At 62.6% G+C, this 26,831-nt stretch carries 27 protein-coding genes; 17 read left to right on the top strand and 10 right to left on the bottom strand.

Features of this window, described 5'->3' with window-relative positions; all coding sequences use genetic code 11:
• Positions 1-6 precede the first annotated feature (6 nt).
• The 4 genes from FJ443_RS10780 to FJ443_RS10795 form a co-directional block, all read right to left on the bottom strand.
• The gene (locus FJ443_RS10780) at positions 7-1,527 is read right to left on the bottom strand and encodes a type II and III secretion system protein family protein (protein WP_140663946.1); all 1,521 of its coding nucleotides are present in this window, start codon (positions 1,525-1,527) and stop codon (positions 7-9) included.
• On the bottom strand, positions 1,524-2,336 hold the full coding sequence (gene cpaB, locus FJ443_RS10785) for a Flp pilus assembly protein CpaB (RefSeq protein ID WP_140624818.1): 813 nt from the start codon (positions 2,334-2,336) through the stop codon (positions 1,524-1,526). The genes FJ443_RS10780 and cpaB overlap by 4 nt, the downstream gene beginning before the upstream one ends.
• Before the next feature lie 201 nt (positions 2,337-2,537).
• Positions 2,538-3,056, bottom strand: coding sequence for a prepilin peptidase (locus FJ443_RS10790; protein ID WP_140513204.1), 519 nt, complete (start codon positions 3,054-3,056; stop codon positions 2,538-2,540).
• A 161-nt stretch (positions 3,057-3,217) separates the two neighbouring features.
• The gene (locus FJ443_RS10795) at positions 3,218-3,397 is read right to left on the bottom strand and encodes a Flp family type IVb pilin (RefSeq protein WP_140557607.1); all 180 of its coding nucleotides are present in this window, start codon (positions 3,395-3,397) and stop codon (positions 3,218-3,220) included.
• Positions 3,398-3,717: 320 nt separating this feature from the next.
• Between FJ443_RS10795 and FJ443_RS10800 the strand changes: the two genes are divergently transcribed.
• The 3 genes from FJ443_RS10800 to FJ443_RS10810 all read left to right on the top strand — a co-directional run bounded on the left by FJ443_RS10800 (position 3,718) and on the right by FJ443_RS10810 (position 5,508).
• A complete protein-coding gene (locus FJ443_RS10800; RefSeq protein ID WP_140496732.1) occupies positions 3,718-4,140 on the top strand; it encodes a pilus assembly protein N-terminal domain-containing protein in 423 nt (140 codons plus the stop codon).
• Between the two features lie 127 nt (positions 4,141-4,267).
• Positions 4,268-4,849 carry a TadE/TadG family type IV pilus assembly protein gene (locus FJ443_RS10805; RefSeq protein WP_140663948.1) on the top strand — a complete coding sequence of 194 codons (582 nt, stop codon included), beginning with the start codon at positions 4,268-4,270 and terminating at the stop codon, positions 4,847-4,849.
• A gap of 38 nt (positions 4,850-4,887) precedes the next feature.
• Positions 4,888-5,508, top strand: a complete 621-nt coding sequence (locus FJ443_RS10810) for a TadE/TadG family type IV pilus assembly protein (protein ID WP_140523898.1) — start codon at positions 4,888-4,890, stop codon at positions 5,506-5,508.
• 5 nt (positions 5,509-5,513) lie between these two features.
• Here the strand turns inward: FJ443_RS10810 and FJ443_RS10815 are convergent, their stop codons facing one another.
• Positions 5,514-6,431, bottom strand: coding sequence for a PhnD/SsuA/transferrin family substrate-binding protein (locus FJ443_RS10815; protein WP_140557605.1), 918 nt, complete (start codon positions 6,429-6,431; stop codon positions 5,514-5,516).
• Between the two features lie 135 nt (positions 6,432-6,566).
• Here FJ443_RS10815 and FJ443_RS10820 point away from each other — a divergent pair, with 135 nt between their 5' ends.
• The 9 genes from FJ443_RS10820 to FJ443_RS10860 all read left to right on the top strand — a co-directional run bounded on the left by FJ443_RS10820 (position 6,567) and on the right by FJ443_RS10860 (position 16,134).
• Entirely contained in the window at positions 6,567-7,808 is a 1,242-nt protein-coding gene (locus FJ443_RS10820; RefSeq protein ID WP_140663951.1) for a phosphopentomutase, read from the top strand.
• Complete coding sequence (gene mutM, locus FJ443_RS10825; protein ID WP_140663954.1) at positions 7,801-8,691, top strand: bifunctional DNA-formamidopyrimidine glycosylase/DNA-(apurinic or apyrimidinic site) lyase; 891 nt, start codon at positions 7,801-7,803, stop codon at positions 8,689-8,691. The genes FJ443_RS10820 and mutM overlap by 8 nt, the downstream gene beginning before the upstream one ends.
• Before the next feature lie 41 nt (positions 8,692-8,732).
• Positions 8,733-9,506, top strand: coding sequence for an enoyl-CoA hydratase (locus tag FJ443_RS10830; RefSeq protein WP_140663957.1), 774 nt, complete (start codon positions 8,733-8,735; stop codon positions 9,504-9,506).
• A gap of 206 nt (positions 9,507-9,712) precedes the next feature.
• Positions 9,713-9,979 (top strand): 30S ribosomal protein S20, encoded by a 267-nt coding sequence (gene rpsT / locus FJ443_RS10835; protein WP_140663961.1) that lies wholly within the window; start codon positions 9,713-9,715, stop codon positions 9,977-9,979.
• Between the two features lie 848 nt (positions 9,980-10,827).
• Positions 10,828-12,372, top strand: coding sequence for a chromosomal replication initiator protein DnaA (dnaA, locus tag FJ443_RS10840; RefSeq protein WP_140496749.1), 1,545 nt, complete (start codon positions 10,828-10,830; stop codon positions 12,370-12,372).
• Between the two features lie 200 nt (positions 12,373-12,572).
• Positions 12,573-13,691 (top strand): DNA polymerase III subunit beta, encoded by a 1,119-nt coding sequence (gene dnaN / locus FJ443_RS10845; protein WP_140496751.1) that lies wholly within the window; start codon positions 12,573-12,575, stop codon positions 13,689-13,691.
• 11 nt (positions 13,692-13,702) lie between these two features.
• Complete coding sequence (gene recF, locus FJ443_RS10850) at positions 13,703-14,845, top strand: DNA replication/repair protein RecF (protein WP_140649395.1); 1,143 nt, start codon at positions 13,703-13,705, stop codon at positions 14,843-14,845.
• 39 nt (positions 14,846-14,884) lie between these two features.
• Positions 14,885-15,643 (top strand): molybdopterin-synthase adenylyltransferase MoeB, encoded by a 759-nt coding sequence (locus FJ443_RS10855; protein WP_140663965.1) that lies wholly within the window; start codon positions 14,885-14,887, stop codon positions 15,641-15,643.
• 2 nt (positions 15,644-15,645) lie between these two features.
• On the top strand, positions 15,646-16,134 hold the full coding sequence (locus FJ443_RS10860; protein WP_140663968.1) for a GNAT family N-acetyltransferase: 489 nt from the start codon (positions 15,646-15,648) through the stop codon (positions 16,132-16,134).
• A 30-nt stretch (positions 16,135-16,164) separates the two neighbouring features.
• Here FJ443_RS10860 and FJ443_RS10865 read toward each other — a convergent pair whose 3' ends face one another.
• Positions 16,165-17,166 carry a D-glycerate dehydrogenase gene (locus FJ443_RS10865; RefSeq protein WP_140496760.1) on the bottom strand — a complete coding sequence of 334 codons (1,002 nt, stop codon included), beginning with the start codon at positions 17,164-17,166 and terminating at the stop codon, positions 16,165-16,167.
• Between the two features lie 148 nt (positions 17,167-17,314).
• Here FJ443_RS10865 and FJ443_RS10870 point away from each other — a divergent pair, with 148 nt between their 5' ends.
• Complete coding sequence (locus tag FJ443_RS10870) at positions 17,315-17,875, top strand: SH3 domain-containing protein (protein WP_140496762.1); 561 nt, start codon at positions 17,315-17,317, stop codon at positions 17,873-17,875.
• A gap of 44 nt (positions 17,876-17,919) precedes the next feature.
• Here the strand turns inward: FJ443_RS10870 and FJ443_RS10875 are convergent, their stop codons facing one another.
• Positions 17,920-18,279, bottom strand: a complete 360-nt coding sequence (locus tag FJ443_RS10875) for a DUF4260 domain-containing protein (protein ID WP_140496764.1) — start codon at positions 18,277-18,279, stop codon at positions 17,920-17,922.
• A gap of 49 nt (positions 18,280-18,328) precedes the next feature.
• On the bottom strand, positions 18,329-18,760 hold the full coding sequence (irrA, locus tag FJ443_RS10880) for an iron response transcriptional regulator IrrA (protein WP_181165297.1): 432 nt from the start codon (positions 18,758-18,760) through the stop codon (positions 18,329-18,331).
• 242 nt (positions 18,761-19,002) lie between these two features.
• On the opposite strand from irrA, the gene fabA reads away from it, so the two are divergent.
• The 4 genes from fabA (at position 19,003) to FJ443_RS10900 (ending at position 23,306) form a co-directional block, all read left to right on the top strand.
• Positions 19,003-19,521 (top strand): 3-hydroxyacyl-[acyl-carrier-protein] dehydratase FabA, encoded by a 519-nt coding sequence (fabA, locus tag FJ443_RS10885; RefSeq protein ID WP_140496768.1) that lies wholly within the window; start codon positions 19,003-19,005, stop codon positions 19,519-19,521.
• Positions 19,522-19,570: 49 nt separating this feature from the next.
• The gene (fabB, locus tag FJ443_RS10890; protein WP_140496770.1) at positions 19,571-20,791 is read left to right on the top strand and encodes a beta-ketoacyl-ACP synthase I; all 1,221 of its coding nucleotides are present in this window, start codon (positions 19,571-19,573) and stop codon (positions 20,789-20,791) included.
• 31 nt (positions 20,792-20,822) lie between these two features.
• The gene (gene fabI, locus FJ443_RS10895) at positions 20,823-21,635 is read left to right on the top strand and encodes an enoyl-ACP reductase FabI (protein WP_140624823.1); all 813 of its coding nucleotides are present in this window, start codon (positions 20,823-20,825) and stop codon (positions 21,633-21,635) included.
• A 126-nt stretch (positions 21,636-21,761) separates the two neighbouring features.
• The gene (locus FJ443_RS10900; protein WP_140523885.1) at positions 21,762-23,306 is read left to right on the top strand and encodes a bifunctional diguanylate cyclase/phosphodiesterase; all 1,545 of its coding nucleotides are present in this window, start codon (positions 21,762-21,764) and stop codon (positions 23,304-23,306) included.
• Between the two features lie 18 nt (positions 23,307-23,324).
• Here the strand turns inward: FJ443_RS10900 and FJ443_RS10905 are convergent, their stop codons facing one another.
• Both FJ443_RS10905 and pnp read right to left on the bottom strand, forming a co-directional pair.
• Positions 23,325-24,344, bottom strand: a complete 1,020-nt coding sequence (locus tag FJ443_RS10905; protein ID WP_140663971.1) for a class I SAM-dependent methyltransferase — start codon at positions 24,342-24,344, stop codon at positions 23,325-23,327.
• Between the two features lie 69 nt (positions 24,345-24,413).
• Positions 24,414-26,561, bottom strand: a complete 2,148-nt coding sequence (pnp, locus tag FJ443_RS10910; protein ID WP_140513176.1) for a polyribonucleotide nucleotidyltransferase — start codon at positions 26,559-26,561, stop codon at positions 24,414-24,416.
• Positions 26,562-26,831 lie beyond the last annotated feature (270 nt).

The following is a 26,831-nucleotide window of genomic DNA, read 5'->3' on the forward strand; positions in this document are numbered from 1 at the left end:
CCCCGTTCACTTATAGATGAAGCCGACGACGCCGTGATAACGGCCGCTGGGCTTGTCCGTCTGCATTGTGCCGTAGACACGATTGACTCGGCCCAGGAACATACCGGCGCCATCGCTGGCGGCGTTGAAATTGTCGTCAGGCTTGGCAAGGTCGTTTCGTGCCACCGGTTTCACCAGATAGGGCGTGATGATGATCACCAGTTCGGTCTCGTTGCGCACGAAGTCTCTGCTTCGGAACAGTGTGCCGAGCACCGGGATCTTTGTCAGCCCGGGCAGGCCGGCGACAGCCTGCCTGACGTCATCGCGGACGAGGCCGGCGATCATCATAGAACCACCTGACGGCAATTCGACGGTCGTGTCGGCAAGTCGCTTGCGGATAGACAACAGCGTGGTTCCGGGCAACCTGCCTGCAGCTTCCAGCGTGGTGGCGCCTTCGGCAGTCGGCTCCGACACGGACGTCCGGACCTTGAGGCTGATCCGACCGGCCGACAGCACAACCGGCTGAAACTCCAGGCCGATGCCGTATTCGAGTTTGTCGTTGGTGTATGTGACCTGCCCTGTCTTGTTCTCGTCTGAAACATTGTTCGTACGGCTGGTGATGAGATTGAACTCGCCACCGACCCTGAATGTCGCCTTCTCACCCGACACGGCGGTGAGGGTCGGCTCCGCCAGCGTCTTCATGACACCACCTTGCTCCATTGCGTTTAGATACGCCTGAAGCGCCGAGGTGCCGATCGAAGCTCCCGAGAATTGCGACAGCGGTTTCCCAAGCCCGTATGCCGGGGTGCTCATCGCGTCATAGCTGATGCCGTTGCTACCGCCGCTGCCCACCATGTTGACGCCAAGCTGCTTCATCACGGAGCGGCTGACTTCGGCGACCGTCACCTTGAGCGTGACCTGGTCGTCGCCGATGATCTGCAAAAGATTGACGATTTTCGAGACGCGGCGTTCCTGGTCCGGATTGTTGATGTCGACACCACTCTGGGCCGAGCCGCCGGCCGCGGTCTGCGAATATTGTCCCGTCGTCGCTTCACCGCCCGAGACGAAGATCGTCGCCAGGTCGACGGCGCGTTTGGCGTCCAGCGGCGTGTCGACGGTTCCTGTCAGGACGACGTTGTCGTTCAGCAGTTCGACCTTGATGGCCGATGTCGGGATGAAGCGCTTGATATAATCCTCCAGGCCCGCGACGTCGCGTTCGACGGCCAGATCGAGGCTGACGATCTGTTCGCCATTCGGCCCGAACACAAAGATGTTGGTCTCGCCAACCGCCTTGCCGAACAGGTAGATGCGCCTCGCGGTGCGGGTCACCGCATCGGCGACGGTCGGATTGGCGACAAGAATGTCGTAGGCATCACTCGGCAGGTCGATGACCACCGACTTGTTGAGGCCGAGCTTGACGCGCTGGGTGGCCGCCGAAGCCGAAACCTGTGCACTCTTGGCCTCGACAACGCTCTGCACGTTTGTCCCAATGAGCAGCAGGCCGAAAGCCGCTGCCATGATCGCCGGCAGTTTACCGCTTAGCCTCATTTCCTTGCCCCCACTTCGGAAACTTCGCCCGACTTGATCAGCCTGACCGTTCCCTTGCGGCCATTGCCGGAAACGAGATAGTCGGCCTCATCCAAATTCTTTTCCTGGGTGTCCGTGATCGCGCGCAGCGCGAGCGTCAGGCGATCCGCCATCTGCTGGGCGACGGTGATGATCTCCGCCTGCTTGGGCGTCAGTTCCAGCGTGGCGGTCTGGCCTACCCTGGTCTTCTTGCCTTCCTCGTCCTCCTGGATGGTCTGGTCGATCGCCAGGACGCGGATGTTCTTGAGGATGGTTTCGGTGTTGAAGCCGGAGCCGCCGCTGTTGGCATCGGCCCGGCGGGTCATGATGACGTCGACGAAATCATTCGGAAGGATGAAGCCGCCGGCAGAGGTGTCGGCCGATATCGTCGTGGCGACCGCCCGCATGCCGGAAGGCAGGATCGACGACATGAAGCTTTGCCCCTCGCCGATCAGCTTGGAACGCCGCACCGGCTCGCCCGCGTACATTGGCACACGGGCTATGGACGCCTTCAGTTTCTCCAGGGCATCGGGAGCAGTGGCCTTGGTGATGAAATTGGCGTTGATGCCGTCAGCCGGCCAGGATTGCCAGGCAATGTTGTTCTCGAGCGGGCTGCCCATGGTGACATCGCCCGACAGGACAAGCACGTCCTGCAATGCCACGGCGGGAGCCGCTGGACCGGACTCGACGATCTGCGGTGGCGGCGCGGCGACCATGTTCTTCGCGACATAGCCAGCACCACCCGCCGCGGCGACCGCCACGCTCAGAATAATCAATCGGGATGCTGGCATCTGTCCGAACCCTCGCCTTGGCAAACCACCTAGCCAGGCCGGACTTTGCAGCGGCAATCGTCAAAACAAGGTTAATGTAATGCTTACGATCGTGATTAATTTAAGGTTTACATAAATTAGCTGTATTGCGCAGCCACAGACAAACAGCCAGCCCCGCTCCGCGGAGCCAGCCGCAACACAGCCAAGGAATGATCGGTAAGGTCAGGCCGCCAGCCTGGCCAGCGCCCATACCATCAGGGGCGAATCCGGGTAGGTCAGCAATCCGCCCAAACCGAGCGCGATGCCGTAGGGAACCCCGGTCGTCTCGTCCGCGAAGTGACGCAGGAACGGATTGCGGCCGGTAAAAACCGCAAGCGGCGACTTCCGGTAGACGAGAATGGCAAGCGTCAGCAAGCCGCCTATGAAGGTCGAGACCACGAGATACTCGACGAGTTGGATGTTGAGTCCCATCCACACGGCGGTCGCGGCCAGCAGCTTGGCGTCACCGCCGCCCATGCCGCCCATTGCAAAGAGGCCGAACGTTGCGGCAAGAACCAGCGCGCCGGCGGCGAAATGCCAGCCATAGGCCGCCCATTCCATGCCTGTCAGCGGCGCAACCAGTGCGAAGACGACGACGAGCAGCACCGGCACGCGATTGGCGATCGTCATCGACAGCATGTCGGAGATTGCCGCGAACAGCATGCAGAACGGGAAGACGACGAAGATCAGGGCTTCAAGCATCGGCGCTATGCCTATTATCGGATTAAGCCGCACTCAATCTAAGCATGTTCGATTAACGATTGATGAGGCCCAGGGCAAAAAGACATTGAATAGAACAAGGGCCGCCAGGTGGCGGCCCTTGTCCAGAACGCAATCCGAGCGCTCAATATACTTGACGTCGTTCAGGGCGTCGGGACTTTATTCAGAGAGGTTCCGATAGCTTCGAACTTGGCGTTGATGGCGTTGCCAAGCGCGCCGGCGCCGACGATGATGGCGAGCGCGATGAGGGCGGCGATCAGACCATATTCGATAGCGGTCGCGCCGGATTCGTCCTTTACGAAACGTGCAATGAGATTAGACATTCGAGAGCTCCTACTCCACGTGTTACAGCACTTCCGTCAACTTCTGTGATGGTTGATCGGATGCTGCCAATCTAGGGAGAAGCTCTTTCGATCGACTTAATAAACAGCCTTACCGATTCCTTTCCCGGTTGGAACATATTGCGTGGTTAACTATGGGCTAAGCGCCGGCCGAGGCGCAATTCCCAGGCAAGCAGCCGCAAAAGAAACAGCTCCGCGGCGCGTATGACGATCGCGGCATATGGCGCCCGGGCCTGCTTAACCGTTGGTTCACCAATCTCGTTCATGTTCCGTTGAACAGTCCGCCCGCCTGGAGCGCGTCAATGGCCGAGCCGAAATCGTCGATCCTGATTGCCGTGCTTCTTGCCGCCGTGAGCTTTGTCATGCCCGCCAGGGCCGACACCGGCATCGAGGTCACCATGAACCAGGCCAAGATCGTCAAACTGTCGCGCCCCGCCGACACGATCGTGGTCGGCAACCCGGCAATCGCCGACGCGTCCGTGCAGGACGCCTCGACGATCGTGCTGACTGGCAAGGGCTTCGGCGTCACCAACCTCGTCGTCCTCGACCAGGATGGCAGCCCGATCATCGATGAACAGATCACCGTCGTGCGGCAGGCGGCCTCGTCGGTGCGCATCTACCGGCGCGCTGAAGTTCAGACCATGTCCTGCACGCCCTATTGCGAAAGCTCCTACAAGAGCGAAGCCGAAAAATCCTCAGAAGCCGAGATGAGCGTCAGCCGGTAGGCACGCGGTCCAGGTTAGCGGGTGGTTAAGGCGCCCGCGGCGACTTTAACGATCATTCAAACCGGACTTCAACTGGTTTGCACTAGTACACCTGCCGAGACCGTCTGGGGATGGGCAGGATCAGAGCATGAGCATCGAATTCGTCTCGACAAGCGACCGCAAGGCAAGACGGGCACGGCTTTTCGCACGCTTCGCCGGCGACCGCCGCGGCAGTACGGCACTGGAATTCGCGCTGCTCGCATTGCCGTTCGCGGTTCTTGTCTTCGCCATCCTGGAAAGCTGCATCTCATTTGCCGGCCAGGAAGTTATGGCCAACATCACCGACGACATCGCGCGCAAATTGCGCACCGGGCAGTTGAGACCGGCCGACGTCGCCGGGGACAAGTTGAAGACCATGATCTGCGACAAACTGAAGATCATCGTCTCGCAGGATTGCCCAAATCAGATGGACGTGGACCTTCGCGCATATACCACGTTCGCCGACGCGGCCACGGCCAGCTTCAAGATCGAGAATGGCGAGATCATCTTGATGCAAGGCGCCAACTCGCAGCCCTTCGCGACCACGCCGGGCCTGGCAGAATCGAAGAACATGCTGCGGGTCTTCTACAAATGGCCCGTCATGACCGATCTTCTGGCTCAGTCGATGGGCGGTAACAAGACACTGCATTTTGCATCGGTGACCTGGCAGAACGAGCCATTCGACAACTGAGTTCGCGGCGAAAGCAAAGCCAAGAAAAAGGGACGGGCATGATGCGTGCGGGGGCACATCCAGAAATTGCAGGACGCTGGGGGAAGTGGGTCGGTTTCATACGCGATCGCCGTGGCATCGCGGCGGTCGAGTTCGCTCTCATCGTGCCAATCCTGCTGATCATGTATTTCATCACCATGGAGGCTTCGCAGGCCATCGAGACCAGCAAGAAGGTCAGCCGCATCGGCAGCATGGTCGCGGATCTGGTCACGCAGCAGCCGACCATCGTCAAGGCGGATCTGGATGCCATCATGAAGATCGGCACCTCCACCTTGCAGCCGTACAATCGCTCGAAGCCGGATATCACCATCACGGCAATACAGGTCACAACCGACACGCCGCCCAGGGTGAACGTGGTGTGGTCGCGCAAGGTGGTCAATGGTGCTTACAGTATCGGCACCGCCCTGCCCGCAACCACTACGGTTCCGGCAACGCTCAGGGTCGCAGGCACCTTTCTCATTCGTGTCGAAAGCAAACTTGGTTACAAACCGATCATCACCTGGTCCGCAGACAGCTCACAGACGGCCGGATTGACGACGGTCTTCAACAACATATCGATGGGCGAGACCTATTATCTGCGTCCGCGCAGAAGCCTGACGATCCCCTGCGGCGACTGCTGACGACCCTATCGCCGCACGCCACCGTCCGACACCAGACGCACGATGGCGTGCGCCATCTCGTAATCCTTGGGAACCACGGTGGCGAAACCGCCGGAATGCCTCGATTCCAGCAGGTCGTAGATGTCGGGCGTCGTCGATTTGAGATTGGTCAGGAAAACCGCCAACCGGCGCTTGGCTTCCGGGTCGAGATCGCTACGCACCGCGTGAGGACCGTATCTCAGCAAACCCGACGTCCATACGACTTGAAGGGCGGTCGCCGAAAGCCCGGCGGCTTCGAGCCTTGCCTGCGTGCCCGATAGTCTTGGCTCGCCGTCGGCCGCCGCCGTCGCCCAGCCGAACAAGGCATCGGCCTGGCCATCGACCAGCATTCCTTCCGCGGCCGAGGCGGAACCGGCGTGAACCAGAAACGATGCGTCCTCTGCGATCTTGACGTGCTCGGCAGCCAGTCCGGCCAATGGCAAAAGAGAACCAATGCTGTCCGCCGGCGGCATGGCGATCCGGTGGGTTTCCATCGCGGCCAGGCTGGGCACCTTGCCATCCTTCGTCAGCAGCACGGCGCGGATGCCGACCGCGCCATCGGAATCGACCGGTGCCACAAGCGGTTCGACGCACTCGCAGCGTCTTGACGCCGTTGCATAGGCGGTCGCCGAGTAGACGGCATATTCGATGCGGGCATTGGCCTGCGCATCGATCAGCGCGGCATAGTCACGGGCAACGACGAACTCCACCTTCATGCCCAGCGCGTTGGTAAAGGCCTCGGTCAACCGCGCCAGGCCTGGAACGGTGTTGGCGGCGCCGGGTTCGGCGACGATGCCGATGCGAAACGTGCCGATATCGTCACGCCAGTCGGCGTGCGCCGAGCCGGACCAGACCGCGCCTTGCGCGATCATGAGAGCGGCGCATGTCTTCAGGGCAGCTTTCATGGGAGACCCGGTCCTGCGATCCGTCAATGAATTGGTTCCGGACTATCGCGCCGAGCGGTTGCCGTTTGGTTTCCGAATTGCCAATGCCGCCGTGGAACCCTATGTCTGGGTGCTCAAACCGGCAACAATGACCTCATGGCGCGTGCTTTCCTCTTCGTCCTGGATTCCTTCGGCATAGGCGGCGCCGCCGACGCCGAACGCTACGGAGATGCCGGTGCCAACACCTTCGCCCATATCACCGAGGCCTGTGCGGAAGGCCGCGCCGATCGCGAAGGACTTCGCCAAGGGCCGTTGTTTGTTCCCAACATGGCGTCGCTCGGACTTGGCAAGGCTGCCGAGACCGCGACGGGGCTGGGCTTTGCCGCTTTCGGGACGGATCTCGTCGACAATGCCTTCCACGGTGCCGCCCAGGAGGTTTCGAGCGGCAAGGACACGCCATCCGGTCATTGGGAGATAGCCGGCCTGCCGGTGCGTTTCGACTGGGGTTATTTTCCCGACACGATCCCAGCCTTTCCCGCCGAACTGACCGAGGCGATCATCCGCGAGGGCAAGGTGCCGGGCATTCTCGGCAACTGCCATGCGCCTGGTACCGAGGTCATCGAACGGTTCGGCGAGGAGCACATCCGCACGGGCAAGCCGATCTGCTACACCTCGGTGGACTCAGTCCTGCAAGTCGCCGCGCACGAGATCCATTTCGGACTGGAGCGGCTCTACGAATTCTGCAAGGTGGTGCGTCGCCTGGTTGATCCGTTGAGGATCGGAAGGGTGATCGCGCGACCGTTCGTCGGCGAGACGGCAGCCACTTTCGAGCGGACCTACAACCGACACGACTACGCCGTGCCGCCACCCGAGCCGACATTGCTCGACCGGCTGACGGCGCGTGGCAGCCGCGTCATCGCCGTGGGCAAGATCGGCGACATCTTTGCCCATCGGGGGATTTCGGAAGTGCGCAAGGGCGCGGGCAACATGGCCATGTTCGACCAGGCGCTTGATGCAATGGATGCGGCCCGCGACGGCGATCTCGTCTTCGCCAATTTCGTCGATTTCGACACCGAGTTCGGCCATCGCCGCGATGTTGCAGGTTATGCCGCCGCGCTCGAGGCCTTCGACCGGCGACTGCCGGAAGCATTCGCGAGATTGCGACAGGGCGATCTGCTGATCCTGACGGCCGACCACGGCAACGACCCGACCTGGCGCGGCACCGACCACACACGCGAACGCATTCCGGTGATCGGCATCGGACCAGGTCTGACGGGCGGCGACATCGGGCTGAGAACGACATTCTGCGACATTGGTGAAACCGTGGCCGAACATCTCGGGTTGGCGCACGGCCGCTACGGCACTTCCTTTTACCCGGATATGGGCGGCCATGCCTGAATTGCCCGAGGTCGAGACGGTCCGGCGCGGGCTGGAGCCGGTTCTGGAGGGTGCCCGCATCATCCGCGCCGAGGCACGCCGGCCGGACCTGCGTTTTCCATTCCCCGAAAAATTCGCCGAGCGGCTGACCGGCAAGACGATCACGGCGCTCGGACGCCGAGCCAAATATCTGACGATGGATCTCGAAGGCGGTCCCGCCCTGATCTGCCATCTCGGCATGTCGGGCTCGTTTCGCATCGAGACGGCCGACGCTGCCGAAATGCCCGGCGTGTTCCATCACGAGCGGTCGAAGAGTTCGACGCACGACCATGTCATCTTCGACGTCGCCTCTCGGGACGGCACCCGCTCGCGCGTGGTTTTCAACGATCCGCGTCGCTTCGGCTTCATGCTGTTTTGCGAAGGGCCGCCGGACACCCATCCGATGCTGGCGGGGCTCGGCATCGAACCCACCGGCAATGCGCTTGACGGATTGCTGCTGGCCTCACTGCTGAAGGGCCGGAAATCGCCGCTGAAGGCCGCTCTTCTCGACCAGAGATTGATAGCCGGGCTCGGCAACATCTATGTCTCGGAGGCGCTATGGCGCGCCGGGCTGTCGCCGCTGCGCGAGGCGGGCACGATAGCCAAAGCCGGCAAGAAAGCGGGTGAGCAAAGCCGGGGGCTTGCCGTGGCGGTCCGCTCGGTCATCGCAGATGCCATTGCGGCCGGCGGATCGTCGCTGCGCGACTACATGCAGACCGACGGTTCGCTGGGCTATTTCCAGCACTCCTTCGCGGTGTATGACCGGGAGGGCGAACCCTGCTCCAAGCCTGGCTGCGGCGGCCATATCGAGCGCATCACGCAGAGCGGCCGCTCGACCTTCTATTGCCGGACCTGTCAGCGGTGAGCTAGATCGATCTTCAATTGCCTGGAAGAGGAGCCGAAGCCATGGCCTATGAAACGATCGTCGTTGAAACCAGGGGCAAGGTCGGGCTGATCACCTTGAACCGGGCGAAGGCGCTCAATGCGCTGAATTCCCAGGTCATGGCGGAATTGGTGGCCGCGGTAAACGTGTTCGGGGCAGATGACGGCATCGGCGCGATGGTCATCACTGGTTCCGAGAAGGCCTTCGCCGCAGGCGCCGACATCAAGGAAATGCAGTCGATTTCCTACGTCGATGCCTACATCAAGGACTTTTTCGTCGGCTGGGAAGAGTTGACCCGGGCGCGCAAGCCGATCATCGCGGCGGTGGCCGGCTATGCGCTGGGCGGCGGCTGCGAACTGGCGATGATGTGCGACTTCATCATCGCCGCCGACACGGCAAAATTCGGCCAGCCCGAAATCACGCTCGGCGTCATTCCCGGCATGGGCGGCTCACAACGCCTGACCCGGTTCGTCGGCAAGTCGAAGGCGATGGACATGTGCCTGACCGGGCGGATGATGGATGCCGCGGAGGCTGAGCGTTCCGGCCTGGTCTCGCGCGTCGTGCCTGCCGGCGAGCTTGTCGAGGAGGCCGTCAAGGCGGCGGCCAAGATCGCCGATTTTTCGCTGCCGTCGGTGATGATGGCAAAGGAAGCCGTCAACCGAGCCTATGAAACGACGCTCGCCGAGGGGCTGCGGTTCGAACGTCGACTGTTCCATTCGCTGTTTGCGCTCGACGACCAGAAGGAAGGCATGGCGGCCTTCGCCGAGAAGCGCAAGCCGAATTTCACCAATCGCTGACAGCGCACCTCCGGGGGCCAAGTGCTTCGGCGTGGCTGAAAAAATGCTCCGGCGCGACGACAGCCAAAAAGAACGCCAGCCAGCGTTGACGCGCCGGGAAAGCTGAACTATAAGCCGCACCAACCGAGGCGGCCCTGTGGCTGCCCGTTTGTTTTTTGTGCCCTGCGGCATGCCGCATGCGCCGACCAGATCAGAAGAGAGGCATCATGGCCAATACATCCTCGGCCAAAAAGGCAACGCGCAAGATCGTCCGCCGCGCGGCGATCAATAAAAACCGCCGCTCGCGCGTCCGCACTTATGTGCGCCAGGTCGAGGAGGCGCTCGCCTCCGGCGACAAGGCCGCCGCGCAGGCGGCGTTCAAGACCGCCGAGCCGGAATTGATGCGTGCCGCGACAAAGGGCGTGATCCACAAGAACACCGCGGCCCGCAAGGTTTCACGGCTGGCCCAGCGCCTCAAGGTGCTGTCGGCCTGACGTCCCTTTCCGGACTGATCTTCTGAGAACCCGGCCGATAGTGCCGGGTTTTTTCGTTTGCCGGCAAGCACTTAAAAAGAATACTCGGAAAAGGCGTCGAAAGCGGAGTTTGCGGTCCGAAATGCTTTGCCGGCATATGCGTGCCGGCTGATGGTCCAGATACTTGAAAAGTGTCGGCTAAAAAATTCTCCCTCCGCCGAAATAATCAATATTTCCCAGCTAGTTACAGATAGTCATCCACACGTTGTCCACAGCGCGGCGAAGCGCCAGGAGAACAACTGGCTGTCAAGCGATTTATTTCACAAAATTTCGCGCCAGCCCGGCTTTTTCATATTCGCCGGAAAAGGGTTTGAATCACAATGGCTTTGTCAAACTATAGTGCTGCCGCATGGCGCTTCGGCGCGCCGGACCTAACCAGATTCCTTAAAAATCCGTTAGACGTGGCCTTGCCCTATCCACAGCGATTTCGGTAATGTCGGTCCATCGAAAGGGATGGGCCGGGTGGCCCTGACCCAGCCTGAATGGGCCAGCTTAAATTGGCGGGGTTTGTGGCGCGGATCAAGTCCGCGGACAGGTTTGGTTTGCTCTTTTTCGATACGGTAGGGGACTGGCGTAACTATACATGGCAGGTCGACAGCGCCGGCGATTTTCGCCGGACGGTGTTGCATTGTTCTGACATACCCAACACGGACTGGCTTCCATGGGCCGGCACCGGTTCCCTGGATAATGGGCGACGTTCATCTGCCGGCGGCGGCAGCGGGCGTCGTAGCAAAGCGCAGTCGCTGGAACACGGATGCAGGAGGCGCATCCCCGGCGGAAAAACAGGTACAGAGACAAGGAACTCGATCATGCAGAGCGGCGTCGAAAGGGAGCTTACCAATGACATCCCATTTTCAGGAAATCTGATCGGAGCTGATGAGATGGCGGCTTCCAGCGACGCGGAACAGAAGTTCGACCGGGTCAAGGCCCAGTTGAAGGCGCGGTTGGGAACCGAAGTCTATTCGAGCTGGTTCGGGCGCATGAAGGTCGCGGAGGCTTCAAAGGGCATCGTTCGCATTTCGGTGCCTACTGCCTTCCTGCGCTCGTGGATCAACGGCCATTATCTCGACCTTATCTGCGAGCTTTGGAAGCACGAGGATCCCGAGATCCTCAAGATCGAGATCATCGTGCGCACAGCCACCCGCCAGGGGCGCAGCCATGCCGAACCGGAATTGGCGCCGGCGCGCAAGATGACGCGACAAACGCAGACGGCGCTGGCCGCCGGCACCGTAAGCCCCGGCAGGCTGGAGCGGGCTCCGGCGCCGCGCCCGGGCATGCCGGCCGAGAGCGAGTTCCGCCACAATGTGCTGGGATCGCCGCTCGATCCGCGTTACACGTTCGCCTCTTTCATCGAAGGGCCGTCGAACCGGGTGGCCTTCGCCGCGGCCAAGGCCGTGGCGGAATCGCAGTCGAGCGCGGTGCGCTTCAACCCGCTCTTCCTTCATGCGACGGTCGGCCTCGGCAAGACCCATTTGTTGCAGGCTATCGCCGCGGAATCGCTGAAGCAGAACCCGAAATCGCGCGTCGTCTACCTGACGGCGGAATATTTCATGTGGCGCTTCGCCACCGCGATCCGCGACAACAATGCCTTGACGCTCAAGGAACAGCTTCGCGATATCGACCTGCTCATCATCGACGACATGCAATTCCTGCAGGGCAAGTCGATCCAGCACGAATTCTGCCATCTGATCAACATGCTGCTCGACAGCGCCAAGCAGGTCGTCGTCGCCGCCGACCGGCCCCCGTCGGAACTGGAATCCCTCGAACCGCGGGTCCGCTCGCGCCTCAATGGCGGCGTCGCGCTCGAAATGTCGGCCCCCGATTTCGCCATGCGCCTGGGCATGCTCAAGCTGCGCCTCGCCACCGCCAGGCACGACGACGCTTCCCTCGACATCTCCGACGAGATCCTCAATCACGTCGCCCGCACGGTGACCGGCAGCGGCCGCGAACTGGAAGGCGCCTTCAATCAACTCCTGTTCCGCCAGTCTTTCGAGCCGCAGATCACCATCGATCGCATCGACGAGATCCTCGGCCATATCTACCGCACCGGCGAGCCGAAGCGGGTCCGTATCGAGGATATTCAGCGCATCGTCGCGCGGCACTACAATGTGTCGAAGACCGAGTTGCTGTCCAACAGGCGCACGCGCACCATCGTCAAGCCGAGGCAGGTCGCCATGTATCTGTCCAAGGTGATGACGCCGCGCTCGCTGCCCGAGATCGGGCGGCGCTTCGGCGGCCGCGACCACACAACGGTGCTGCACGCAGTGCGCAAGATCGAGGATCTTTCCGGCGGCGACAACACGCTGGCGCAGGAACTGGAACTGTTGAGACGGTTGATCAACGACCAGGCCTGAGCCGTTCGAAAACGCCTGGCGGCGTGCTTCGCCGCCTTTATCCCCAGAAAGCCCGCGTAGCCGGCCCGAACCGGTCGCGCGGGCTTGCGTTTGCTGGTTTTTTCCTGTCAGTTTACGCAGATTCTGAAGCCTGTTCAGACCTTTCGCGGGACGCCGCCAGCCGGAGACCCGCTCATTCATTCAAGCGAGCCTGGTTCGTCATGCGTGTTATCCTGGAACGGTCAAATCTCCTGAAGTCGCTCAACCACGTCCACCGCGTGGTCGAGCGGCGCAACACCATACCGATCCTGTCCAACGTGCTGCTCAGCGCCGAAGGCGCCAGCCTGGAAATGAAGGCCACCGACCTCGACCTGGAGGTGACGGAAGCGACGCCGGCCAAGGTCGAGCGGGGTGGCGCGACAACGGTTCCGGCGCATCTGCTCTACGACATCGTGCGCAAGCTTTCCGACGGTGCCGAGGTGATGCTGAAGACGGACGAGGACGGCAACGCCATGACGGTGACCTCCGGCCGCTCGAGCTTCCGACTGCAATGCCTGCCGCAATCGGACTTCCCCGAGCTTTCGGCCGGATCCTTCTCGCATATCTTCCGGCTCGACTCGGTCGCGCTCAAGGGGCTGATCGAGAAGACCCAGTTCGCCATCTCCACCGAGGAGACGCGCTATTATCTCAACGGCATCTATCTTCACACACATGAGGTCGGCGGCAAGCTGAAGCTGCGCTCGGTGGCGACCGACGGCCATCGCCTGGCGCGCGCCGAGATCGACGCGCCGGCGGGTTCCGAAGGCATGCCGGGCATCATCATACCGCGCAAGACGGTCAGCGAATTGCAGAAGCTGGTCGATGATCCCGACGTGGCGGTCACCACCGAGTTGTCGGACACCAAGATCCGCTTCACCATCGGCAGCGTCATCCTGACTTCCAAGCTGATCGACGGCACCTTCCCCGATTATCAGCGGGTCATTCCCACCGGCAACGACAAGAAGCTGATCATCGACCGCCAGAGCTTCGCGGCCGCCGTCGACCGCGTCTCGACCATCTCCTCCGAACGCGGGCGCGCGGTGAAGCTTTCGATCAGTGAGGGCCAGGTGACGCTTGCGGTCAACAATCCGGATTCGGGCAGCGCCACCGAGGAGTTGGCCGCCGACTATTCAGCCGACCCGATCGAGATCGGCTTCAACGCCAAGTACCTGCTCGACGTTGCCGCACAATTGACCGGTTCAGAGGCCCGGTTCATGTTGGCCGACGCCGGTTCGCCAACGCTGATCCACGACATGGCCGATGAAACCGCGCTTTATGTGCTGATGCCGATGCGGGTGTAGAGCAGTAGCGGTTGCCGGCACAAACCCATATAAGTAAGCTTACACTTACCAATTTCCGCAACTATGCGACGCTGTCGGTCGAGCTTGAGCCGGGCGCGGTGGTGTTTTCCGGTGACAATGGCGCTGGCAAAACCAATCTGCTGGAAGCGATTTCCCTGTTGACGCCGGGCCGCGGCCTGCGCCGCGCGCCTTACGCGGACGTCGCGCGTGAGGGCGGTGACGGCGGCTTTGCGCTGCACGCACGGCTCGACGGACCTGACGGCCAAGTCGAGATAGGGACGGGCATTTCGAGTGGCGACAGTCTTGGCGAGGGCGGCAGGCGGGTGCGTATCAACGGCGCCACGGCGCGATCGGCCGAGGACATGCTGGAATGGCTGCGCGTCGTGTGGCTGACGCCGTCCATGGACGCTCTGTTCACCGGACCGGCCGCGGACCGCCGGCGCTTTCTCGACCGGCTGGTGCTGGCGATCGATCCAGGCCACGGACAGCGCGCCCTCGACTATGAAAAGGCGATGCGCGGCCGCAACCGGCTGCTGACGGAAGGTTCGCGGAATTTGAGCTGGTTCGAGGCGATCGAGACGCAGATGGCCGAGACAGGCGTGGCGATCGCCGCGGCGCGCGCCGAAATGGTGCGCCTTCTGGCCGCCATGATCGACAGGCTGCCCGACAGCGGCCCGTTTCCGCAGGCCGATATCGGCCTGTCGGGCGATCTGGAAGCCGAGATCGCCAACACGCCGGCTGTCGACGTCGAGGAGCGGTTCCGCCGCACGCTCGCCGGGGGCCGCGACCGCGACCGCGCCGCCGGGCGCACGCTCGAGGGCCCGCACCGCTCCGATCTCGTGGTCCGGCACCGACCCAAGGCGATGCCGGCGGCGCTGTGTTCGACCGGCGAACAGAAAGCCTTGCTTGTCGGCATTGTCCTGTCGCATGCCAGATTGACCGGCGAGATGTCCGGCTTGACGCCAATCCTGCTGCTCGACGAGATCGCGGCACATCTCGATGGTGGCCGGCGTGCGGCGCTGTTCTCGATCCTGGAGGAATTGAACTGCCAGGCTTTCATGACGGGAACCGATGCTGCGCTGTTTTCCAGCCTGGCGGGCCGGGCGCAGTTCCTGATCGTGGATCACGGCACGGTCGCGCCGATGGCTGTGTGAGCACCTGACAAGGTTTTTCTCCCGCTATATGATCGAGCCATGATCGCCACCGCCCTCACCGACGAAGAACTCGAACGCTATGCCCGCCACATCGTGCTGCCCGAAATTGGCGGCGCCGGCCAGCAGCGCCTGAAGCGAGCGCGGGTGCTGGTCATCGGCGCCGGCGGATTGGGCGCACCAGTGCTTGAATATCTTGCCGCAGCCGGCGTCGGTACGCTCGGCGTGATCGACGACGACACGGTTTCGCTCTCCAACCTGCAGCGGCAGGTGATTCACGGCACGGACACTGTCGGCATGCTGAAAACCCACAGCGCCAAGGCGGCAATCGCCCGCATCAATCCCAACACCGCTGTCGAAATCCACACATTGCGCCTGACCGCGGACAATGCCCAAGCCCTCGTCGCCCGTTACGACGTGGTCGTCGACGGGTCCGACAATTTCGAGACACGCTATGTCGTGGCCGATGCCTGCGCGGCGGAGGGAAAGCCGCTGGTGCACGCCGCCGTGGGCCGTTTCGATGGCTCCGTGACCGTGCTGATACCGTTCCAAGCCGATAGGGATGGCACCTCCAACCCCGGCTACCGCGACCTCTTCCCGGAGGCCCCGCCGCCGGGTCTGGTGCCGTCCTGCGCCGAGGCCGGGGTGCTTGGCGTGCTGACTGGGGTCATCGGCACGTTGCAGGCGATGGAAGCCATCAAGCTGATCACCGGCATTGGCGAGCCGCTGATCGGACGACTGCTGCTCTATGACGCGCTGGCCGCGCGTTTCGAGACCATCCGCTACAAGAGACGAAACTGACGTTGACGCGCACTGCCGATATCGTCATCAACCGGATTCCGGCCGATTTCGACCGCTGGAACGAAGTGCTCGCCCTGATCCTGCGCGCATTCGCCTTCATGGACGGCATCATCGACCCGCCGTCCTCGGCGCACCTGCTCACCGCGGAAACCTTGCGCGACAAAGCCCGCCGCGAGACCGGCATGCTGGCGCTCAGCGGCAACAGGATCGTCGGCTGCATCTTCGCCCTGGAACGAACCGACCACCTCTATGTCGGCAAGCTCGCCGTCACGCCGGACTGTCAGGGCCAGGGCATCGGCAGGTTGTTGATGCAAGCCGTCCAGGATTTTGCCCGCAGCCGCGGCAAGGCCGCAATCGAGCTGCAGACGCGAATCGAGCTGGCTGGGAACCAGGCAGCCTTTGCCCGGCTCGGTTTTCGCGAGACCGTGAGAACGGCGCATGAAGGTTATGCGCGACCGACTTCGGTCACCATGCGCAAGACCGTTTCGTAAGTTTCCACTTACATTATGTTGCGAAGCCGCTCAGGTCCTGAGCGGCAGCACGCGATCCGGCGGGCGGTGGCCGTCGACGAAGGCGCGGATGTTGATGATCACCTTCTCGCCCATGTCGATGCGGCCCTCGAGCGTCGCCGACCCCATATGCGGCAAAAGCACGACCTTGCCCTTGGTCGCGAGCTTGAGCAGTTTTCCGTTCAATGCGGGCTCGTGCTCGTAGACGTCGAGTCCGGCGCCAGCGATCCTGCCATCCTGAATCAGCTTGACCAGCGCCTCCTCGTCGATGATGTCACCGCGCGCGGTGTTGACGATATAGGCGGTGGGCTGGAGCAGCGCCAGCCGCCGCGCCGAAAGCAGATGGAAGGTCGCCGGCGTCGAGGGGCAGTTGACCGAGATGATGTCCATGCGGGCCAGCATCTGATCGAGGCTTTCCCAATAGGTCGCCTCCAGCCCGTCCTCGACCGCCTGCAGCACGCGATGGCGGTTGTGATAGTGGATGGAGAGGCCGAAAGCCTTGGCACGCCTGGCAACGGCGGTGCCGATACGCCCCATGCCGACAATGCCGAGCCGTTTGCCCCAGATGCGCCGGCCAAGCATCCATGTCGGCGACCAGCCGGCCCATTTCTTGTCGCCGGTGAGTACATTGGCGCCCTCCGCCAGCCGGCGCGGCACCGCCAGCATCAGCGCCATCGTCATGTCGGCCGTATCCTCGGTCAGCACGTTGGGCGTGTTGGTTACGGTGATGCCTTTCTTGGCCGCGGCCGCCACGTCGATCTTGTCGACGCCATTGCCGAAATTGGCGATCAGCTTGAGGTTTTCGCCGGCCTGGGCGATCAATGCCGCGTCGATGCGGTCGGTCACCGTCGGCACCAGCACGTCGGCCTCCTTGACCGCCGCGACCAGTTCCGGTTGCGTCATCGGCCTGTCCTCGACGTTCAGCCTTGCGTCGAACAGCTCGCGCATGCGGGTCTCGACAGGGTCGGGCAGTTTTCGCGTGATGACCACGAGAGGCTTCTTTTTGCCTGCCATTGTTTCCCTCGTTGAGACCTCTTTAACCAAGACCGGCGAAACTGGAAGCCGGTCGCGGTAGCCGATTTACCCATGTACCAAGCGGTGCCGCCGAAGACAAAGAAAAAGGGGCGCCGGGGCCGGCAGGCCAGCGCCGAAAGGAACGAAAGTGTCTGGTTTCGCGTCGCTTCGCCTGACCCTCAGCGCAGCATTTCTCGGCGCTCTGCTCTATTCACCCCAACTGTGCGCGCAAGGTGCAGCAGCCCCCGCCCAGAGCGTCGTCACGCTCGGGCCGAGCGGCCTGCCGCTGCCACGATTCGTCAGCCTGAAATCCGGCCGCGTCAATTCGCGTGTCGGGCCGGGCGCCAACTACTCGGTCGACTGGATGTATCTGAAGGCAGGCCTGCCGATGGAGATCATCCAGGAATTCGACACATGGCGCCGCGTGCGCGACGCCGACGGTTCGGAAGGTTGGATCAACCAGTCGCTGCTTTCGGGCCGGCGCACGGCGATCGTGGCGCCGTGGCAGCGCGGCAAGGGCGCCCAGATCAATCTCCTCAGGAGCCCCGAAAAGGACGCCAGCGTGGTGGCGATCGTCGAGCCGGGCGTCATGGGCACGATCAAATCCTGCGACGGCCAGTGGTGCGAAATGACGCTCGATGGCCACACCGGCTGGCTCGCCCAATCCGTCGTCTGGGGCGCCTATCCCGGCGAACGGGTCAAGGACTGATTTTTGGCCTTGCCGCGACTCGTTTGAACCGCAGGCCGGACCGTTTAGCGGCCGATGCGGCCGAGATGGGTATCCTGAAAGCTGCTCGACAGCTTCAAGCCGTAACCCAGCGCGCGATCGATAGCGATGTGGGCGATCCAGATCAATGCAACCGCTAGAGCGGCTGCATTGCCGAACAGGCTGCCGGCAAGCACCAAAAACACCGGTGGGACCAAGATGTGGAAGGCATTGTAGCAGGCGGCGCCGACGCGCGGCCCGGCGAGATAGCCGAACATGGACAGATCAGGCGCCAGGATCAACAAGGCGAACAACCGCCAGGACGCACCGGCGAGTGCATAAAAGACGATAGCGGACACCGCGACAGCGGCCCATTCCAGCCGGACAGCCAGATCGAGGGGTTTCATTCCCGGCCGTTCATACGTGCCCGGCCGTGCATACGTGCCTGACCGTCGGTCATTCGGCGCGTTTGGGGCGCAGTCTCACCACGATGTCGACATTGGCGATCTCCATCCCCTCGGGTGGTTCCGGTAGGTTGGTGACGGTGACCGGACCATTGGCGATGTCGAAAATCCGGTTTTCGCCTTCGATATAGAAATGGTGATGATCGGAGGTGTTGGTGTCGAAATAGGTTTTGGCGCCCTCGACAGCCAGAATGCGCAGGAGTCCCGCCTGGGTGAATTGGTGAAGGGCGTTGTAGACGGTGGCCAGCGACACCGGCACGCCGGCGGCGACGGCCTCCTCGTGCAGTTCCTCGGCCGACAGATGGCGGTCGCCCTTGGCGAAAAGCAGGTCGGCAAGCGCAATGCGCTGCCGTGTCGGCCTCAGGCCGGCTTCACGAACCCGCTTGTCCACAGCGACATTTTCCTTCCGGCAGCCCCGGTCCATCTGGTCGTCCAAGCTCACAGTTCCGCCTCAAGACACGTCCAGAATGGCAAAAAAATGGATGTCTGCCGAAACCGGACCCCTTTCGACATATATTCTGTCGTCCGGATGCGATCAATAGCGCGCATTGACCCGGCAAGACTGGCGGGTTAAGCGCAAACGCCGGTTTCCGGCCTGAAACAGATTGTGTTAGGACACCAACGACAAGGGCGCGCCAGCGCCCGGGACATATGGGAACGAGATTGATGGCGGGTTCGAAATCCAGCTACGACTACGAAGAATTGCTGGCCTGCGCCCGCGGCGAGCTGTTCGGACCGGGCAATGCCCAGTTGCCTTACCCGCCGATGCTGATGTTTGACCGCATCACCGAGATCAGCGAAACGGGCGGGGCTTTCGACAAGGGCTTCATCCGCGCCGAATTCGACATCAAGCCGGACCTGTGGTTCTTTGCCTGCCATTTCATCGGCAATCCCATCATGCCTGGATGCCTGGGCCTCGATGCCCTGTGGCAGCTGACGGGTTTCTATCTCGGCTGGCTGGGCGAACCCGGCAAAGGCATGGCGCTGTCGACCGGCGAGGTCAAGTTCAAGGGAATGGTCACGCCCTCGGTTAAAAAGGTCGAGTATGGCGTGGAATTCAAACGTGTGATGCGTGGCCGGCTGGTGCTGGGCATCGCCGATGGTTGGCTAAAGGCGGACGGCGAACCCATATACGCGGCAACGGACCTGAAAGTCGGTCTGTCCAAGCAGTCGGCGGTCGCTTGACCGTCGCCCTGGCCGACCTCGTGGCCAGCATTCCTGGAAGGAGTTGCGAATGAGACGTGTCGTAGTCACAGGCCTCGGCATCGTGTCGTCGATCGGCAACAATGCCAACGAGGTGCAAGCCTCGCTGCATGACGCCAAATCCGGCATCAGCTTCTCCGACTCCTTCGCCGAGCACGGCTTCCGCTGCCAGGTCTGGGGCGCGCCGACGCTCGATCCCAGCGCCATGATCGATCGGCGCGCAATGCGCTTCCTGAGCCAGGGAGCGGCCTGGAACCATGTCGCCATGGACCAGGCGATCGCCGATGCCGGCCTTGGCGAGAGCGACATCACCAATGAGCGCACCGGCATCGTCATGGGCTCGGGCGGGCCTTCCACCCGCACCATCGTCGAGGCGGCCGAAACCACGCTCAAGAACGGCAGCCCCAAGCGCATCGGCCCGTTCGCGGTGCCGAAGGCGATGTCGTCGACCGCGTCGGCGACGCTGGCCACCTGGTTCAAGATCCACGGCGTCAACTATTCGATCTCGTCGGCCTGTTCGACCTCGGCGCATTGCATCGGCAATGGCTACGAACTGATCCAGTGGGGCAAGCAGGACATGGTGTTCGCCGGCGGCCACGAAGATCTCGACTGGACGATGTCGGACCTGTTCGACGCCATGGGCGCCATGTCGTCGAAGTACAATGACAGGGCATCTGCCGCTTCCCGCGCCTATGACGTCGATCGCGACGGCTTCGTCATCGCCGGCGGCGCCGGCGTGCTGGTGCTCGAGGAACTGGAGCATGCCAAGGCGCGGGGCGCCAAGATCTATGCAGAGATCGTCGGCTACGGCGCCACCTCGGACGGCTTCGACATGGTTGCGCCCTCGGGCGAAGGCGCGGTCCGCTGCATGCGGCAGGCGCTGGCGACCGTCACCACCCCGGTCGACTACATCAACACCCATGGGACCTCGACGCCGGTGGGGGATTCCCGCGAAATGGGCGCGATCCGCGAGGTGTTCGGCGAGAAGATGCCCTTCATCACCTCGACCAAATCGCTGACGGGCCATTCGCTGGGCGCGGCCGGCGTGCAGGAATCCATCTATTCGATCCTGATGATGCAAGGCGGCTTCATCGGCGAAAGCGCCCATATCGAGACTCTCGACCCCGAATTCGAGGGCATGCCGGTGGTGCGAAAGCGCATCGACAACGCCAGGATCGACACCGTTTTGTCCAATTCCTTCGGCTTTGGTGGCACCAACGCAACGCTGGTTTTCCAGCGCTATTCCGCATAAGGCCACGTTTTTTCCACGAGGATTGGCGATCATGGACGGATTGATGAAGGGCAAGCGCGGGCTTGTCATGGGCGTCGCCAACGATCATTCGATCGCCTGGGGCATCGCCCGGAAACTGTCCGAACATGGGGCCGAACTTGCCTTCACCTACCAGGGTGACGCCTTCGGCCGCCGGGTCAAGCCGCTCGCCGACAAGCTCGGCGCGGCGCTGGTAGTTCCCTGCGATGTCGAGGACAGCGCCTCGGTCCGCGCCACCTTCGAGACCTTGGGCAAGGCCTGGGGCGGGCTCGACTTCGTGGTCCATGCCATCGGCTTTTCAGACAAGAATGAGCTGAAGGGCCTCTACGCCGACACCAGCCGCGACAATTTCGTCCGCACCATGGTCATCTCCTGCTATTCCTTCACCGAGGTCGCGCGCCACGCCGCGGCCCTGATGCAGGATGGCGGATCGATGATCACCCTGACCTATGCCGGTTCGGTGCGCGTCATGCCGAACTATAACGTCATGGGCGTCGCCAAGGCCGGTCTCGAGGCCAGCGTGCGCTATCTCGCCAACGATTACGGCCCGCGCGGCATCAGGGTGAACGGCATATCGGCCGGACCGGTGCGAACGCTTGCCGGCGCCGGGATTTCCGACGCGCGCCACATGTTCTCTTACCAGCAGCGCAATTCTCCGCTGCGCCGCACCGTGACCATCGACGAGGTCGGCGGCTCGGCACTCTATCTCCTGTCCGACCTCGCTTCCGGCGTCACCGGCGAAATCCACTATGTCGATTCCGGCTATCATATCGTTTCCATGCCGACGCTCGAGGAGCTGAAGCAGACGGATCGCGCGAGCGAATAGGCCATTTCGCGAAATAGTCTTTTCTCCTGCGAAGAAATAATTCCCTTCCAATAAAATTGGATGCATTCGCGGAAACTCATTTTAAGGGCCTATCGGCTATAGAGTCCCGCAATTTGGGGACTTTCAATGCCTGCCGTCAGCAACCCGAACCGCACACCGGTGTTCCGGCTGATCACCATAGCCAGTTCGGGCATTGGCAGTTTCATTCTCGGCATCTGGGGGCTGAAGCACGCGCTTGGCGACGGCTTTGCCGGCATGCCGGCGGACGTGATGGTGGCGATCATGGCTGCCCTTTGCGCATTGGCGGCGGCGGGAGCCGCGATGTCTTTCTTCGCCGGCGTCGATGAATCGGCTGATTTCGTCTTCAACGAAACCCAGTTCGACAAGCTGACCGGATTGCTGGCGCGTCCGGCGATGGTCGGCAAGATCGCCGAGGCAGCCTGCGCGACGAGCCGCACCGGGGCCCCGATGTTCCTCATCGACATCGACATCGACCGGTTCAAGCAGATCAACGACGCGATCGGCTACAGCCAGGGCGACGAACTGATCCGCGCCTTCACCAAGCGGCTGCAGGCCTGCGTAACCGAGCGCGTGCAGATCGGGCGCATCGGCGCCGGCGAGTTCGCGGTGCTGCTTCCCGATCATCAGATTCAGGGAACGATGGAAGCTATGGTGGAGAGGCTCATCGACGAGATGATGGAGCCCTATGAGCTCAGCAGCCACCAGCAATCGGTGAGCCTGTCGGTGGGCATCGTGGCGATGCCCAAGGACGGCGTCGACCCGGTCCTCATCCTGCGCCGCTCCAACCTGGCGCTGCAAAATGCGCGCGCCAGGGGAGTCGGCAACTGGTCGGTCTTCGATACCGAGATGGGGCGGGTCGCCGATCATCGCCAATGGGTCGAATCCGAGCTGCACATCGCATTCGAGCGCGGTGATTTCGACCTTCACTATCAGCCGCAGCTGGACCTGCCGAGCGGCCGCATCGTCGGCTATGAAGCGCTGATCCGCTGGAACCATCCAGAACGCGGCATGATCCCACCTCTGGAGTTCATCCAGATCGCCGAGGAAACCGGCATGATCAATCCGATCGGCGAATGGGTTCTGCGCAAGGCATGCAGCGACGCCCGCCATTTACCCGACGACTGCTTCGTCGCCGTCAACATCTCGCCGGTCCAGTTCATGACCAAGGACTTCATCGGCCTCGTGCGCGACACGATGCGGACCACCGGCATCAAGCCGTCGCGGCTGGAGCTGGAAGTCACCGAGACGGCCATGATGCAGGACCGCGACCGCGCCGCCGCCATCCTGAAAGAGCTTGCCGATATGGGCATCTCGGTTGCCGTCGACGATTTCGGCACCGGCTATTCCAATCTCAGCTACCTGATCGATTTTTCCTTCGGCAAGCTGAAGATCGACCGCTCCTTCGTCAGCCGCATCGATACGGATTCGAGCTCCGGCGCCGTCGTATCGACCATTGTCGGCCTCTCGCGAGCACTCGGCGTCAGTATCATTGCCGAGGGTGTCGAGACAGAGGACCAGGCGACACTGCTCAGGGCAGCCGGTTGCGAGGTGGTGCAAGGTTATCTGTTCGGCCGGCCGGCGCCGCTTGCGGTCATGGCCGGCGAGGGACATGTCATCGAGGATTCGAGGCGCGTCGCCAATCTGCACTGAGTGTCACGCCGTTGCGTGTCAGCGACGCGCGGAAAGAACCTTGAACATGCCGTCACGGGCGAGCTCGGCATGGCTGGAGAAGGCGGCGGCCAGTACCGGCTCGTAGGGCAGCTGGCGGTTCGCCACCATGTACAGCCGTGCTCCCGGCTTCAGCGCCTTTGCCGCTGCCCGGATCAGGCCGGCGCCGATCTCCGGTTCGGCCGCGCGGCTGCGGTGAAAAGGCGGGTTCATGATGACCGCGTCGTAGCGACGCTCGACCGGCTCCCCCTGCAGGTCCGTCCAGAAGAAACCTTTCGCAACCGACTGGCTGGCCGTGGCAAGATTGGCTTTGGCGGCTTCGAGAGAAGCGAAATCCGCCTCATAGAGATCAAGTGCCGAGATGCCGGGCGAACGCGCTTCCATCTCCGCCGCCAGATAGCCCCAGCCGGCGCAGAAATCGGCGACATGGCCGCGCAGGTCGGCCGGAAGATGGTCCGCCAGCAACTTCGAACCGGCATCGACACGATCGAAGGAAAACATGCCGGGCGCCGTGCTGAAGCGGCCGTCGACCAGCCCGGCGGGATTGGCGGCACGCAGCGCTGTCGACGCGTCCGTCCCGGCCGGCCGGCGAAGCCAGAAGGCGATGCCGTGATATTTGGGCAGATGGCCTTCGAGCGGCACAAGCTCGTCCATGCGCTTGCGCAGGCTGGCGATGCCATCATCCTTGCCGCCGGCAATGACGATCAATCCGCCCTCGGTGACGCGCTCCAGCGCATCCGCGATGCGCAGCTCGTTCTGGCCGCGATGGCGGCCCGCGAGCACCAGCGCGGCGTCAAAGCCATCGCCCTGCGTTTGCGGGGTGACAGTGAAGCCCGCGGCTTGCAGCGCGCGAAAATGCGGCCGGAAGCCTTGCACCACGTGCAGCTCGGCGTCGAAGTCCCGCGGTGTCCGCAAGCCGGATTCGGCCCCGAGAAAAAGCGCCCGTTCGCCCTTGCCTGGCAAAGCGACCGCCTCGGCCTCGAATGGATGGAAAAGTGTCTTCAGCGGTTCGGCAGACATGCCTTTGCTCCATAAACGAAAGCGGGCGCGACATGAGCCGCGCCCGCTTCGATTTTTCGGTCAGGCCGTTCAGGCGGCGTTTTCTTCGCTCTCAGCCTTCTTGTCGCGAACGATTTCCTTGCCGGTGGCCTGGTCGACGACCTTCATCGACAGGCGGACCTTGCCGCGCTCGTCGAAGCCCATCAGCTTGACCCACACCTTGTCGCCTTCCTTGACGACGTCCGAAGTCTTGGCGACCCGGTCGTTGGCAAGCTGCGAGATGTGGACGAGGCCGTCACGCGGGCCGAAGAAGTTGACGAAAGCGCCGAAGTCGGCGGTCTTGACGACCGTGCCTTCGTAGATTTCGCCGACTTCCGGCTCGGCGACGATGGTGTGGATCCACTTCTTCGCCGCCTCGATCTCCTTGGCGTTCGCCGAAGCGATCTTGACCGTGCCGTCATCCTCGATGTTGATCTTGGCGCCGGTCTTCTCGACGATCTCGCGGATGACCTTGCCACCGGAACCGATCACGTCGCGGATCTTGTCGGTCGGGATGTGCATGACCTCGATGCGCGGCGCGAACTCGCCGAGCTCGGCGCGCGCGCCGGACAGCGCGTGGCCCATTTCGCCGAGAATATGCTGACGACCGTCCTTGGCCTGGTCGAGAGCGATCTTCATGATCTCCTCGGTGATGCCCTCGATCTTGATGTCCATCTGCAAGGAGGTGATGCCGTTGGCGGTGCCGGCGACCTTGAAATCCATGTCGCCGAGGTGATCCTCGTCGCCCAGGATGTCGGAGAGCACGGCGAAGCGCTCACCTTCCTTGATCAGGCCCATGGCGATACCGGCGACCGGCTTGGCCAGCGGCACGCCGGCGTCCATCAGCGCCAGCGAGGTGCCGCAGACGGTTGCCATCGACGACGAGCCGTTGGACTCGGTGATCTCCGAGACCACGCGCAGCGTGTAGGGGAACTGGTCTGATGTCGGCAGCATCGGGCGGATGGCGCGCCAGGCGAGCTTGCCGTGGCCGATCTCGCGGCGGCCGGGCGAGCCCATGCGGCCGGTCTCGCCGACGGAATAGGGAGGGAAGTTGTAGTGGAGGAGGAACTTCTCCTTGTACATGCCGGTCAGCGAATCGACATACTGCTCGTCCTCGCCGGTGCCCAGCGTGGCGACGACCAGCGCCTGGGTCTCGCCGCGGGTGAACAGCGCCGAACCGTGGGTGCGCGGCAGGACGCCGACCTCGGATACGATCTTGCGCACGGTCTTCAGGTCACGGCCGTCAATGCGCGAACCAGTGTCGAGAATGTTCCAGCGCACGACCTTGGCTTGGAGCTCCTTGAACACGCTGCCGATCTGCTCGGAGGAATATTTCGGCTCTTCGCCTTCGGCCGGAGCGAAGGCCGCCTTGACCTTGGCCTTGACGGCGTCCACGGCGGCATAGCGCTTCTGCTTGTCGGTGATCTTGTAGGCGTCGCGAAGCTCGTCGCCGACGATCTTCAGCATCTCGGCTTCGAGAGCGGAATAGTCCGGCGCGGTGAAGTCGCGCGGGTCCTTGGCGGCGACTTCGGCCAGCTTGATGATCGCGTCGATCACCGGCTGGAAACCGCGATGGCCGAACATGACCGCGCCGAGCATCAGGTCTTCGCCGAGCTCCTTGGCTTCGGACTCGACCATCAGCACGGCGTCGGCGGTGCCGGCGACGATCAGGTCGAGCTTGGATTCCTGCATCTCGTCGACATGCGGGTTGAGCACGTATTCGCCGTTGATGTAGCCGACGCGGGCGCCGCCGATCGGGCCCATGAAGGGCACGCCCGACAGGGTCAGGGCCGCCGAGGTGGCGACGATCGACAGGATGTCCGGATCGTTCTCGAGATCATGCTGGACGACGGTGACGACGATCTGCGTGTCGTTCTTGTAGCCGTCGGCAAAGAGTGGACGGATCGGGCGGTCGATGAGGCGCGAAACCAGCGTTTCCTTTTCGCTCGGACGACCTTCACGCTTGAAATAGCCGCCCGGGATCTTGCCGGCGGCGTAGGTCTTTTCCTGGTAGTTGACGGTCAGCGGAAAGAAGTCGAGGCCCGGCTTGGGCTCCTTCATCGAAACGACCGTGGCGAGAACCTTGGTCTCGCCGTAGGTGGCGAGCACGGCGCCGTCGGCCTGGCGCGCGATCTTGCCGGTTTCGAGGATGAGCGGGCGACCGCCCCATTCGATTTCCACTTTGTGGTGATTGAACATGTCTTGTCCTTCATATGAGGAAAGGGCCGCGCCGTTTCAGCGTGCGCGGGTGCCCTTTCCCCTGGCTTCCTTTCTCGGGCAGCCACGGGCAAGACAACGGGAAGCTCGATCCATGTCGGCCGGATGGCCGCGCGAGCGTCCTGCAATCCTGCCCCATGACCGTCCATGGGGTGGCTTCGAGGGGGCCCTCTGCACGCTCGAAACCGGATTTGGCCAATCGATCCGACTGGCCCTGCGCATGACCCCACAAGCAGCGGCTTGTGGAATGCG

Origin of the sequence: Mesorhizobium sp. B2-6-1 (genome assembly GCF_006440475.1) — a bacterium.
Lineage (GTDB): Bacteria > Pseudomonadota > Alphaproteobacteria > Rhizobiales > Rhizobiaceae > Mesorhizobium.